The following is a 12,829-nucleotide window of genomic DNA, read 5'->3' as shown; positions in this document are numbered from 1 at the left end:
GGCTCACGGGCGCCCGTGACGACGAGCACGGACAGGCCGGCGACGAAGCGGATGTGTACGGCACGGGGAGCGACGCCGCGTCCCCGCAACCGGCGGTTCCCACCCCCGAGGACCTCGCGGTGGCCGCCGCCGCGCGGACCCCGGAGTCCTGGCCCGATCCCGCGGCCCTGCTGCTCACGGCGCTCGGTCCTGGCCCCCGGCTCTGGGAGCGCGGTCCCGGCCACCCCGAGGCGCTCGCGGTCCGGCTCGGCACGGTCGACCGCACGGCCCCGGACGAGCGCGGCCTGCTGCCCGCGGTCCCCGTGACGGTCAGCCTGCGGGAGGTGGGCGCGCTCGGCCTCGCGGGTCCACGCGAGCGGCTCACCGGGCTCGCCCGTGGCGTCGTCGCCCAGCTCGCGGCGCTGCACTCCCCGGACGCCCTGGAGATAGTGCTGCTCAGCACGGACCGCGCACGGCCCACCCCGGAGCGCGCCGCCGAGTGGTCCTGGCTCGGCTGGCTCCCGCATCTGCGGCCCACGCACGGCCAGGACTGCCGACTCCTCCTCGCCTACGACCGCGAGCAGGCCGCCGCGCGCACGGGAGAGCTGCTGCGGCGCCTCGAGGATCGCGCGGCGGACAGGGCGTCGGCCACCGAGACCGGAAGCGGCTGCGGAAGCGGAGCCGAAAGCACTCTGGACGCCGGGCCCCGCACCGTCGTCGTGGTGGACGGCGATCCCGGGTCCGCCGGACTGCGCGAAGCCGTGGTGCGCCTTGCGCGGGAAGGGGCCGCAGCCGGGATCCATGTCGTCTGCCTGGCGGAGACCCCCGCCGCGTCCCCCGCCTCCCCGGTGTCCGCCACGTACGAAGCCGCCTGCTCCGTGTCGCCCGCCTTCCGCGCCTGCGGTGCCGTCGCGCTGCTCAGCGGCGACGTGGCCACGGCGCTGCGGCTGCTGCGCACCGTGGACGGACACCCCGCGGGGCACGGCGCGTTCGCCGCGGTGGACGGGGTCTCGCAGGCCTGGGCCGAGCGGTTCGCGCGGGCGCTCGCGCCGTTCCGTACGGACGGGGCGCCCGGCGACGGGCACACGCGCGTCTCCGCGCCCCTGCCCCAAATGGCGCGGCTCCTGGACGAGTTGGGGCTCGCGCGCGCCACTCCCGCGTCCCTGATGGCGCGGTGGGCCGCTGCCGCCGACGATCCGGAGGCGTTGGGCGGGCGGGCCTGGACGGTGCTCGGGGCGGGCCCGCGCGGGCCCGTGGTCGTGGATCTCGCCGCCGAGGGCCCGCATCTGCTGGCCGAGGGCCCTTCGGGGAGCGGTCGTACGGAGCTGCTGCGGTCCGTCGCCGCCTCGCTGGCCTCGGCGGAGCGGCCGGACCGCCTCGGCATGGTCCTGATCGACGGGCGCGACACCACGGGGAGCGGCGGCAGCGGGACGAACGGCGGGAACGTACGCCTTGTCGAGGGACTCGCGGTCTGTACGGACCTGCCGCATGTCACCACGCATCTCGCCGCCAACGACCCTGTCCGGATGAGGGAGTTCGCCCAGTCGCTGACCGCCGAGCTGAAGCGGCGGGCCGAGCTGCTCGGACGCCTCGGGTTCGCCGAGTGGCACACACAGGCGCCTCGGGCCGGCGTGAGCGGCGGGGGTGGCGTGGGCAGCGGGACGAACGGCGGGGGCGGCGGGGGCCGCGGGGCTGTCGTGAGCCTTGGGGACGATCTCGACCCGCCGCCGAGTTCCACGATGCGGCTGCGCCCCGCCGCCGCCCGCAAGGGAGCCGAGCCGGGGCCGCCGTTGCCTCGGCTCGTCGTGCTCGTCGACGACTTCGACGCACTGCTTTCGCCCGCCCTGGGGTCGCCGGGGCGGCCTGCCGCGGGGTCTGTCGTGCGGGCGCTCGAAGCGGTGGCCCGGGACGGGGAGCGGCTGGGCGTGCATTTGGTGGCGACCGCCAGCCGCAGTGAGCGCACTCCCGAGACGGAGCTGGGGAAGCGGGCCGCCCTGCGCATCACCCTGGACGCCGTCTCGCCGGGGCCGGAGGAGCCCGCCCCCGGGAGGGGTGAGCTTCGTACCGCCGAGGGGCGGGTGAGCCCCTTCCAGGCGGGGCGGGTCACCGGACGGATTCCTCGTACGTCTACGTTGCGGCCCACCGTCGTCCCCTTGGAGTGGGAGCGGATGGGGGATCCTCCGGCACGGCGGCCCGTTCGCGAACTCGGCAATGGGCCCACGGACTTGGCCCTCCTCGCCAGCGCGTTGGAGCGGGCCGCCCGGTCCGTCTCCGCGGATCAGGTGCCGTCCCTGCTGTGAACCCGCACCGCGCCGTTGCCGACGAGGACGCCCGCAGCTCATGACGGCACGTCACAACGCCATCACGATCGCCTGGTTGACACTGTTTGCGCTATTGCCGCCTCTCCCCAGGCGGGCGTAGACAGGCCGCACGGGACTCGCCAGGGCAGAGAAACGGGGCAGTGATGCGCAGCAGTCTTCGATCACGCAAGGCACCGCAACACCGGCGTACCACAGTCAAATTCGCCGCGGCCGTCGTCGCGGGCGCGCTCGCGCTCACCGTCACCGCATGCGGCGGGGACGACAGTGACGACAAGGACAGCGGCGACAAGGGCGGCGGCAAGGAGAGCGGCGCCGCGGTCCAACTGCCCAAGCTGGACGGGCAGACCGTCTCCGTGGCCGCCGTATGGGGCGGCTCGGAGCGCAAGGTCTTCCTCAAGGTTCTCGACGAGTTCGAGAAGCGGACCGGGGCCAAGGTCACGTTCGTACCGGCCCAGGACCCCATCATCAGCTTCCTGGAGTCGAAGGTCGCGGGCGGTCAGCCGCCGGACGTCGCGATGCTTCCGCAGGTCGGCGCGATCGAGCAGGCCGTGGAGAACAAGTGGGCCAAGCCGGTCGGGCCCGAGGCGCAGAAGCAGCTCGACAAGAACTACGGGAAGGGCTGGCAGGACCTCGGGGCCGTCGACGACAAGCAGTACGGCGTGTACTTCAAGGCCGCCAACAAGTCCCTGGTCTGGTACAACACCCAGGTCTTCGACAACGCGGGCACCAAGGCACCCAAGACCTGGGACGACTTCATCAAGACGGCCCAGACCGTGTACGACTCCGGTGTACCGCCGATCTCGGTCGCGGGCGCCGACGGCTGGACCCTCACCGACTGGTTCGAGAACATCTACCTCTCGCAGGCGGGCCCGGAGAAGTACGACGACCTCGCCGAGCACGAGATCAAGTGGACGGACCCCTCCGTGAAGGAGGCGCTGACCACGCTCGGTGAGCTCTTCGGTAAGAAGGGCTTCGTCGCGGGCGGCGCCGACGGCGCGCTGCAGACCGAGTTCCCGGTGTCGGTCAAGCAGACCTTCACCGGCGGCGACCAGCCCAAGGCGGGCATGGTCTTCGAGGGCGACATGGTCTCGCTGCCCATCTCGGAGACGAAGGCCAAGATCGGCACGGACGCCAAGGTGTTCCCGTTCCCGGCGGTCGGCAGCGAGTCCCCCGCGGTCGTGGGCGGTGACGCCGCCGTGGCGCTGAAGGACAGCAAGGGCGCCCAGGCGCTGCTCACCTTCCTCGCGTCGCCGGACTCCGCCAAGGTCTGGGCGGAGGCGGGCGGCTTCGTCTCGCCGAACAAGAACCTCGATCTTGCCGCGTACCCGAACGACGTGCAGCGCTCCATCGCCAAGGCGCTGATCGCGGCGGGCGACGACATCCGCTTCGACATGTCCGACCAGGCCCCGCAGGCCTTCGGCGGCACGCCCGGCAAGGGTGAGTGGAAGGCACTGCAGGACTTCCTGAAGAACCCGAAGGACGTCGAGGGCACGCAGAAGGCGCTGGAGACGGCCGCCGCCAAGGCCTACAAGGACTGACGCGGTGGCGTCCGCGAACGCCGGGGGCGCGCCGAGTGCGGCGCTGCCCCCGGCCCCGAAACCGCGCAAGAGCGTGACCGGAACGCGCAAATCCGTGGCGGTGCTCTTCCTGGCGCCCGCCCTGGTGCTGCTCGGCGCGCTCGTCCTCTACCCCATCGGGTACTCGGTCTTCCGCAGCTTCTTCGACAAGTCGGGCGACTTCACGGCGCTCGGCAACTACAAGACGCTGTTCACGGACGACACCATCCTCACCGCGGTGAAGAACAACGCGATCTGGATCGTGGTCGCACCGACCCTCGCGACCGGGCTCGGCCTGATCTTCGCCGTGCTCACCGAACGGATCCGCTGGGGAACGGCGTTCAAGCTGGTCATCTTCATGCCGATGGCGATATCGATGCTCGCGGCCGGCATCATCTTCCGGCTCGTGTACGAGTCGGACCCCGACCGGGGTGTGGCCAACGCCGTCTTCGTCACCGCGCACGACACCTTCGCCACGTCATCCGCCTTCCCACAGGCGCATCCCAGTACGCGGTCACCGCTGAAGCCGGCGGGCGGTGGCGCCTTCGTCACACGCGATGCGGTGAGCGCGGGCACTCCGGTGGCCCTGCCGCTGACCGGTGTCGCGCCGGACAACATGCCGGACGACGCCAAGTCCGCCGCGGCCGCGAAGCCGGACCCCGACAAGGTCTCCGGCACGGCCTGGCAGGACTTCACACGCGGCAAGGGCCGGGGCGAGGTCAACGCCCCGGACAAGGCCGAGTTCGGCTATGCCGGGATCAAGGTCGAGGCCGTCAAGAACGGCAAGGTGGTGGCATCGGCCAAGGCCGCGGCCGACGGCACCTTCGCGCTTCCCAAGGAGGCCGACGGGGCCCAGCTCCGCTTCCCCGCGTCGAACTTCCGCGAGCCGTACAACGGCGTGGACTGGCTCGGCCCGTCCCTCATCACGCCCGCGGTGATCGGCTCGTACCTGTGGATCTGGGTGGGCTTCGCGATGGTCCTGATCGCGGCCGGTCTGGCCAGCGTGCCGCGTGAACTCCTGGAGGCCGCCCGCGTGGACGGCGCCAGCGAGTGGCAGGTGTTCCGCAGGATCACCGTGCCGATCCTCGCGCCGGTGCTCGCGGTGGTGGCGGTCACGCTCATGATCAACGTACTGAAGATCTTCGACCTGATCTTCATCATCCCGCCGAACTCCTCCAAGGACGACGCGAACGTCCTGGCGCTCCAGCTCTACAACTCCGCGTTCCTCGACAAGGATTCGGGCGTGGCGAGCGCGATCGCCGTGCTGCTCTTCCTCCTCGTGATCCCGGTGATGCTCTTCAATGTCCGGCGACTTCGGCGGGAGGCGCGACGATGACCACCCAGGTCGAAGTGGTGAAGGCGAAGCAGTCGCTCGGCGGGCGGATCGCGTCCGTCCTGAGCGGCAGCGCCGTACGCGTCTTCCTCGTCGTCGTCGCGCTCTTCTGGCTCGTGCCGACGATCGGTCTGCTGCTCGGCTCGCTGCGCACCTCGTCCGACATGGCGGAGAGCGGCTGGTGGAAGGTCCTCAGCACGCCGTCGCAGATGACGCTGGACAACTACACGAACCTCCTCAAGGACGAGACGATCACCGACTCGATCCTGTCCAGCATCATGATCACCGTCCCGGCGACGCTGCTCGTCGTGGTCATCGGGTCCCTCGCCGGATACGCCTTCGCGTGGATGGAGTTCCCGGGACGCGACTGGTGGTTCCTCGGCGTCGTCGGGCTGCTGGTGGTGCCCGTGCAGGTGGCGCTGCTTCCGGTGTCGAAGATCTTCGGCGCGGTCGGCATCTTCGAGACGACGATCGGTGTGGTCATCTTCCATGTGGCCTTCGGCCTGCCGTTCGCGATCTTCCTCCTGCGGAACTTCTTCGCGGAGATCCCGCGCGAACTCCTGGAGGCCGCACGCCTGGACGGAGCCGGTGAACTGCGGCTCTTCTTCCGGGTCGTGATGCCGCTCGGCGCGCCCGCGATCGCCTCGCTCGGCATCTTCCAGTTCCTCTGGGTCTGGAACGACATGCTGATCGCGCTGATCTTCGCCGACTCCGAGAGCCCGCCGATCACGGTCGCGCTCCAGCAGCAGGTGCGGTCCTTCGGCGACAACGTGCAGATCCTGGCGCCCGGCGCGTTCATCTCGATGGTCATCCCGCTGGCCGTGTTCTTCGCGTTCCAGCGGCAGTTCGTGTCCGGCGTGATGGCGGGCGCGGTGAAGTAGACGATCACCACGGTGAAGTGGTCGATCACGAACAACAAAGGCGCATACGTTCGACGAGTGAGGCGGCCCACCAGCGGGGCCGCCTCACCCGCGTCCATCCCCCGTATGCCACATACGGCGTAACCCGCCCGGCCGCCTGGGCGTTTCCGGGCAGTATGCCCGCGCCGACCCATGGATGTGCCTTGCCCCGGTTCAGTGTCATCGTGCCCGTGTACAAGGTGCAGGCGTATCTGCCCGCATGCCTCGAATCCGTTCTCGGCCAATCGTTCACGGACCTCGAACTGATCGTGGTCGACGACTGCTCACCCGACGCGTGCGGCGCCCTCATCGACGAGTGCGCGGCCCGTGACACCCGCGTGAAGGCCGTCCACCTCAAGGAGAACGTCGGCCTCGGCCGCGCCCGCAACGCCGGCATGGAGCACGCCGCCGGCGACTACCTCATCTTCCTCGACAGCGACGACACCCTCACCCCGGACTCCCTGCACGCGATCTCCGACCGCATCAAGGAGACGGACGAGCCGGACGTCCTGATCTACGACTACGCGCGCACGTTCTGGTCGGGCGAGGAGATCCGCAACCAGCTCGCGGGCCTGCTCAAGGAGGAGGGCAAGGCTCCCTTCCGGCTGAGCGACCGGCCGGACCTGCTGAAGCTCCTGATGATCGCCTGGAACAAGGCCTACCGCCGCGACTTCATCGAGCGCGAGGAGTTCACCTTCCCGCCGGGCCTCTACGAAGACACTCCCTGGACGTTCCCGATCCTGATGAGGGCGGGCTCGATCGCCACCCTCGACCGGGTCTGCGTGCACTACCTGCAGCGCCGCCGGGGCAGCATCCTGCGCACCACCACCCGTCGGCACTTCGACATCTTCGACCAGTACGAGCGGCTCTTCGCGTTCCTGGACACGCACCCGGAGCTCTCGGCGGCCTGGCGGCCCATCATCTTCCGGCGGATGATCGACCACTTCTCGACGGTCTTCACCAAGCGGGACCGCCTCCCGCGCGGCAGCCGCCCCGAGTTCCTGCGCAAGGCCCGCACCCACTACCGCCGTTACCGCGTCCCCGGCGCCCGACCGCGGGCCCGCGCCCGGCTGCGGCACGGCCTGGTACGCCTCGGCACGCACCGTACGTACCGGACCCTGTGGACGGCGCTGCGGCTGAGGTCGAGGGCCAGGCGGTACGCGGCGACCGCGCGGCACCGTGCCAAGGGCGCCGCGCTGCAGCTGCACTACCGCGTCCAGCTGCGCCTGCCGCTGCGCGCCGACCGCGCCGTCTTCTCCTCGTACTGGGGGCGCGGCTACGGCTGCAACCCCGGCGCCCTGGAAGCCGCACTGCGCGAGCACGCCCCGCACGTCCGCACCGCGTGGATCGCGGACCCGGCCCACCACCACACCCTGCCGACGGCCACCCGCAGGATCCGCCCCGGCACGGCGGCGTACTGGAGTGCACTCGCCCGCTCCAAGTACCTCGTGAACAACGTGAACTTCGACCGCAGGCTCATCAAGCGCCCCGGCCAGGTCATGATCCAGACCCAGCACGGCACGCCCCTGAAGCTGATGGGCCTCGACCTCCAGGACCGCCCGGCCGCCGCGCGGGGCACGGACTTCGGCACCCTCCTGGACAATGCCGACAAATGGGATTACGTCCTGTCGGCGAACCGGCACTCGACGCTGGTGTGGGAGCGCGTGTTCCCCGCCTCGTTCAAGACGCTCGAGTACGGCTATCCGCGCAACGACATCTACCAGCGGGCGAGCTCCGCGGACGTGGCCAGGCTCCGCGAGGCCCTCGGCGTCCCCGAGGGGGCGGTCGCCATCCTCTACGCGCCCACCCACCGCGACTACCGCCACACCCAGCTGCGCTCCCTCGACCTGGAGCGGATGCTGCACAACCTCGGCCCCCGCTTCGTCGTCCTGACCCGCGCCCATCACTCGTACGGGGCGCCTCTGGCGTCCTCGTCGGGCCGCCTGATCGACGTGTCGGACCACCCGAGCGTGGAGTCCCTCTGCCTCGCGTCGGACGCCCTGGTCACCGACTACTCGTCGCTCATGTTCGACTACGCCAACCTCGACCGCCCCGTCGTCCTGCACGCCGACGACTGGGAGGCGTACGAGGCGGCCCGCGGCACCTATTTCGACATCCGCGACTTTCCGCCGGGCGCGGTCGCGCGGAGCGAGGACGAACTCACCGACATCTTCGCCACCGGGCACTGGCGCGGCTCGCGCTCGGCACAGCTGCGCGCCGCGTTCCGAGACCGCTTCTGCGTGTACGACGACGGTCGGGCCGCTGAACGAGTTGTGAGGCATGTGGTGCTCGGTGAGGCCGGGGGTCTACCGTCTGTGGCGCCACTGGCGGACCGGCACCCGGCGCCGGCCGCGGGGGTGGCCGACGAGCCGCTGCCGCGGGCCGACGTCTCGCGGCCCACTCCGCGCTTCTAGCTGAACGAACCGTGCTTCTGACGGCACCACGCGTCCGCCGCACTGTCCTCCTTCCCCCATCCCCGGGACCAGATATGCAGAACGCTTCAGCCACCACGTCCGCGACCGCGACCGGCCAGGACACCGGTCAGCTGCCGCGGCCGCGCCAGCTCTCCGATGTGAAGGGGTGGTTCCACCCGGTCGACCAGGTGCTCTTCGACTGGATCCTGAGTCGGCAGCTCGACCGGACGGAGCGGGGTGACCTGCTTGAGCTCGGTGCGTATCTGGGCAAGAGCGCCATCTTCATGGGCGCGTACCTGCGCGCGGACGAGACCTTCACGGTCTGCGACCTCTTCGACTCGCCCGCCCCCGACGAGGCCAACTCCGCCGAGATGGGCCGCTCGTACTCCACGCTCACGCGCCGCGCCTTCGAGGCCAACTACCGCTCCTTCCACGACGGTCTGCCGCAGATCGTCCAGGAGCCGTCCTCCGGGATCACCGCGCACGTGGAGGCGGACAGCTGCCGTTTCGTGCATATCGACGCCTCGCATCTGTACGAGCACGTCCACGCGGACATCGCCGCGGCCCAGGAGCTTCTCGGGCAGGACGGGATCGTCGTGCTCGACGACTTCCGGGCCGAGCACTGTCCGGGGGTGGCCGCGGCGACCTGGGGAGCCGTGGCGAGCACGGGGCTCAAGCCGCTGTGCATCACGGCCACCAAGTTCTATGGGACGTGGGGGAGTTACGACGCGATCCACGCCGATCTCGCCGCGTTCCTGAAGGAGCGCGACGACATGTGGCACGGCGCCGAGGAGGTCGCGGGCTTCCCGATGATCCGGATCAGCGGCAAGAAGGCGAAGTCTCCGCAGCAGCCGGTGTCACGGCACGCGGGCGAGGCGCCCCCGGAACAGACTCGCCAGGCGCCTGAACCTGCCGGAGCAGGGAGCCGGGCCAAGAGCCTGCTGTCATCACTGCTCGCACGCTCGGGACGCTCCTGACGTTCCTGACGTCCTGACGTTCGAGATCTCCGACGGGGCCGCCCCGGGGCGGCCCCGCCAGGGGCGGGGAACTGCGCGACCAGCCCCCACCCACCCGCGGATTCATCACAGCACCCCAGCAGAGCGCTACCGCTCAAGCAGCTCGAACAGCGCCTCCCAGCGCTCAAGCACCCGCGCCTCGGAGAACCGCTGCACGTTCATCCGGGCCCGCTCCCCCATCGCGTCCCGCAGCCGCGGGTTGCCGGTGAGGCGCAGGAGGCGGTCGGCGAGGGCCTCGATGTCGCCGGCGGGGGCGAGCAGGCCGTCCTCGCCGTGGCGCACGATCTCGCGTACGCCGGGTGCGCAGTCGAAGGCCGCGCACGGCACCGCGCTGGCCATGGCCTCCATCAGGGCAAGCGGGAAGCCTTCGCCACGCGAGGACTGCACGAAGAGGGAGCTCTCGGCAAGGACCCCCGGCACATCGCTGGTGCGGCCCCGCCACTGAACCGAACCATCCAGGCCAAGGCGCGTGCACTGCCGCTTGAGAGCGCCTTCGTCCGCGCCCGCGCCGTAGATCCGCAGCGTCCAGTCCGGGCGCTGCGGGGCCACCAGCGCCCAGGTGTCGACGAGCATGTCGACGCCCTTCTGGTCGGCGAGCCTGCCGATGCTGCAGACCACCTTCCGGTCGCGTCGCGAGGGCACCGCGGGGAGGTGGGCGAGGGCGTTGGGCATCGCGCCGACGTTGTGCATGCCGTCGGCGATCCAGTCGTCGGCGTCCTCCTGGGTGAGCGCGAGCCAGCGGTCCACGGAGGGGTAGCTGCGCTTGACCGCGCGGTAGCGGTGACAGGCACGGGTGTAGGCGTACGACTCGTGGCTCATGCCGATGATGCGCAGGCCCGCGGTGTCCGCCTCCCTGATCCACTCCATCGGCCAGACCTGCGTGACGATGGCGACCGCGCCGGGGCGTGCGGCACGGAAGAGCTCCGAGAGCCGGTCGACGGTGCGGCGCTTGGCGGCGACCCGTGCCGACTCGCGGCGCCGTGCCACCACGTTGAGGCGGCCGAGGCCGCGCGCCGGGCGCGGGGTGGGCGGATGCTCGCGGTAGAGGCTGGTCACGGGGTAGCCGAGGTCGTCGGGGAGCACCAGTTTCAGCTCGGCCTCGTGGACGCCGACGACGTGCACCCGGTGGCCGTTGCCCTGGAAGAGCCGGGCCATCTGGTGGGCCCAGGCGGTGACGCCGCCGAGTTCGTCGACGGTGTTCGCGACGAGGAAGAGGTCGCGGCTCTTCGTCGCGGTCGCGAGCGTCGTGGTCGCGGGCGATGTGGTCATGCGCCGTCCCTCTTCTCCGTCTTCTCAGCCTTCTCCGTCTTCACCGTGTTCCCGGAGTTCCCCGTGTTCCCGAACCGCTCCCCGAAGAGCGCGTCCACCACGCCGGCCGCGGCCCGCCCCTGGTCGTACGAGCCGAACCGCCCGGCGAACGCCCGCCGGGCCTCGGCCCACGCCCCGTCCGTCTCCTTCAGCGTGGCGAGCACGCGCAGCAGCTCATCCTCCGTCTCCACGACGGGCCCGCCCGCGTCGTCCCGCAGCGCGAAGTAGCTGCCCCGCTCGGCGGCGTACGCGTCGAGGTCCGGCGCGAAGTGCACCAACGGCCGGTCCAGGAGCGCGAAGTCGAACATGATCGACGAGTAGTCGGTCACCAGGACGTCGGCGAGACAGAGCAGCTCGCTGACGTCGTGGTGGGCGGATACGTCGATGACGGAGCCGACCGCGCCGGGCGGGGACACCGGGAGGCTCGCCGCCTCCATGTAGTGGGCGCGCACGAGGAGGACGTGGCTGTCACCGAAGCGGTCCGCGAACTTGCGTACGTCCAGGGGCAGTCGCACCGCCTTGTTGTTCTTGGGCAGGCCGCGGAACGTCGGCGCGTAGAGCACCACCGTCTTGTGGTCGGGAATGCCGAGGTCGGCGGCGACGGCCGGTCGCGGGAAGCGGCCCGACGCCTCGTCCCTGGCGCGCGCGGCGACCAGGCGGTCGTTGCGCGGGTAGCCGCAGCGCAGCAGCCGCTCCTCGGGGATGCCGTAGGCGCGCGCCAGGGTGTTCACGTCGTGCTCGGAGCGCACCAGGAAGTGGTCGAAGCGGTCGACGGCCTGCTGGAGCCGCGCGCGCTGCGGGGCGTTCTGCGTCTTCAGGCGCGCCTCGTCGAAGCCCATCCGCTTGTACGCGGAGCCGTGCCAGGTCTGGAGATACGTGGTGTGGCGCGGCTTGGACAAGGCGTGCGGGAAGCCTTGGTTGTCGATCCAGAACTCGGCGCGGCCAAGGGCCCACAGATACCGCCAGGACCAACGGCGCACCAGGCGTGCCGAGTCGGGGAACCCGTCGGCCGAAGCGGCGTACGACCAGGTGCAGCGGAGCCGCAGCCCGCGGTCGAGGATCTCCTGGTGGACGGCGCGCGGGCTGTCGCCGTAGCACTTGCCCATGTGGCTCTCGAAGACCACCGAGCCCTTGCTGACGGGCAGCCGCCGCAGCACCTTTCGGTAGGCGCGCACCTTGAACGGCTGAGCGCTCAGCCTGTCCCATCTCTTGCGCAGGGCGCGTAGCCGGAGCCTCAGCCTCCGGGCGGGTCGGAAGTGCGTGGCGTAGTGCAGGGCCGCGCGCAGGGTGCGGGCCGCGCGGTGGCGGGGCGCGAGCCGCAGCTCCAGCTTGTTCGCGCCGGTGACGGTGAGCCCCTGGCCCGTACCCGCTCCCGTACCCGTACCCGCCCCCACGGTCTCCTGCTCGGCGACGAGTTCGGTGGTCACCTCCTGGTCGCCCGCGGCGAGTCGGAGCCGTGGCTCCCAGGCGCGGTCGCGGATGCCGAGGTCCCGCAGTCCTGCGGTGAGGCCCACCGTGGCCCGCCAGACCACCGCGCCGCCGTCGTAGTGCGCTTCCTCCACGGGTACGCGGAAGGCGCGCCGCCCCTTGCCGCGCGCCCGCACGTCGAGCCAGGCGGTGAGCGGCGGCCGTTCGGGCACGAGTCCGCCGGGCAGCACGACCTGACCTTCGAGGACCGCCTTGCCGCCGTCGATGCGGCACCCGGTGAGGCGGTTCAGTAGCCGCACATCCCCCAACTGCTGGTGCTGGTGGCCGAGTTCACTGACGTCGAGCACTTCTCGTACGCGGGGGTCGTCGAGCCCGTCCGCGCGCCAGTAGACCTTCCCCTCCCGCACGGTCAGCTCCGAGACGACGGTCCCCGGCCGCCCCAGCGCGTACGCGGCGGCCAGCACGCCGTCCGTGTCGCCCTCCGCGAGCAGCCGCACGCACACCCGCTCCATCTGGTCGAGCGCGGCCAGGGCGCGCGCGTGCACGCGGCCTTCGAGGTGCGGGGCGAGCGCGGC

General features: G+C 71.2%; 8 protein-coding genes. 6 read left to right on the top strand and 2 right to left on the bottom strand.

The window, feature by feature from the left end; translation table 11 throughout:
• From ABD378_RS42850 to ABD378_RS42825, 6 genes are all read left to right on the top strand, one after another.
• Positions 1-2,279, top strand: a 2,279-nt coding sequence (locus ABD378_RS42850) for an FtsK/SpoIIIE domain-containing protein (protein ID WP_344530743.1), incomplete at its 5' end; no start/stop codon positions are given.
• A gap of 164 nt (positions 2,280-2,443) precedes the next feature.
• Positions 2,444-3,838 (top strand): ABC transporter substrate-binding protein, encoded by a 1,395-nt coding sequence (locus ABD378_RS42845; protein WP_344530741.1) that lies wholly within the window; start codon positions 2,444-2,446, stop codon positions 3,836-3,838.
• A 4-nt stretch (positions 3,839-3,842) separates the two neighbouring features.
• Positions 3,843-5,192: a carbohydrate ABC transporter permease gene (locus ABD378_RS42840; RefSeq protein WP_344530739.1), complete on the top strand. Its 1,350-nt coding sequence runs from the start codon at positions 3,843-3,845 to the stop codon at positions 5,190-5,192.
• Positions 5,189-6,070 carry a carbohydrate ABC transporter permease gene (locus ABD378_RS42835; RefSeq protein WP_344530737.1) on the top strand — a complete coding sequence of 294 codons (882 nt, stop codon included), beginning with the start codon at positions 5,189-5,191 and terminating at the stop codon, positions 6,068-6,070. Before ABD378_RS42840 ends, ABD378_RS42835 begins: the two co-directional genes overlap by 4 nt.
• Positions 6,071-6,252: 182 nt before the next feature.
• A complete protein-coding gene (locus ABD378_RS42830) occupies positions 6,253-8,502 on the top strand; it encodes a bifunctional glycosyltransferase/CDP-glycerol:glycerophosphate glycerophosphotransferase (protein ID WP_344530735.1) in 2,250 nt (749 codons plus the stop codon).
• Positions 8,503-8,576: 74 nt separating this feature from the next.
• Entirely contained in the window at positions 8,577-9,479 is a 903-nt protein-coding gene (locus ABD378_RS42825) for a class I SAM-dependent methyltransferase (protein ID WP_344530733.1), read from the top strand.
• Between the two features lie 126 nt (positions 9,480-9,605).
• Here ABD378_RS42825 and ABD378_RS42820 read toward each other — a convergent pair whose 3' ends face one another.
• Together ABD378_RS42820 and ABD378_RS42815 are read right to left on the bottom strand one after the other, a co-directional pair.
• Positions 9,606-10,787: a glycosyltransferase gene (locus ABD378_RS42820; RefSeq protein WP_344530731.1), complete on the bottom strand. Its 1,182-nt coding sequence runs from the start codon at positions 10,785-10,787 to the stop codon at positions 9,606-9,608.
• A partial coding sequence (locus ABD378_RS42815) for a CDP-glycerol glycerophosphotransferase family protein (RefSeq protein ID WP_344530729.1) occupies positions 10,784-12,829 on the bottom strand: 2,046 nt, incomplete at its 5' end. The genes ABD378_RS42820 and ABD378_RS42815, both read right to left, overlap by 4 nt.

The sequence above is a fragment of the Streptomyces rectiviolaceus genome (genome assembly GCF_039533825.1).
GTDB classification, from domain to species: Bacteria; Actinomycetota; Actinomycetes; order Streptomycetales; family Streptomycetaceae; genus Streptomyces; species Streptomyces rectiviolaceus.
The sequence above is the reverse complement of the archived record's forward strand: the minus strand, read 5'-3'. Positions and strand labels throughout refer to the sequence as shown.

What these genes read in the sequence shown, in the direction of transcription:
- ABD378_RS42825 (WP_344530733.1), top strand. Translation starts at nt 8,577, where the DNA reads ATGCAGAACGCTTCAGCCACCACGTCCGCGACCGCGACCGGCCAGGAC.
- ABD378_RS42820 (WP_344530731.1), bottom strand. Translation starts at nt 10,787, where the DNA reads ATGACCACATCGCCCGCGACCACGACGCTCGCGACCGCGACGAAGAGC.
- ABD378_RS42845 (WP_344530741.1), top strand. Translation starts at nt 2,444, where the DNA reads ATGCGCAGCAGTCTTCGATCACGCAAGGCACCGCAACACCGGCGTACC.
- ABD378_RS42835 (WP_344530737.1), top strand. Translation starts at nt 5,189, where the DNA reads ATGACCACCCAGGTCGAAGTGGTGAAGGCGAAGCAGTCGCTCGGCGGG.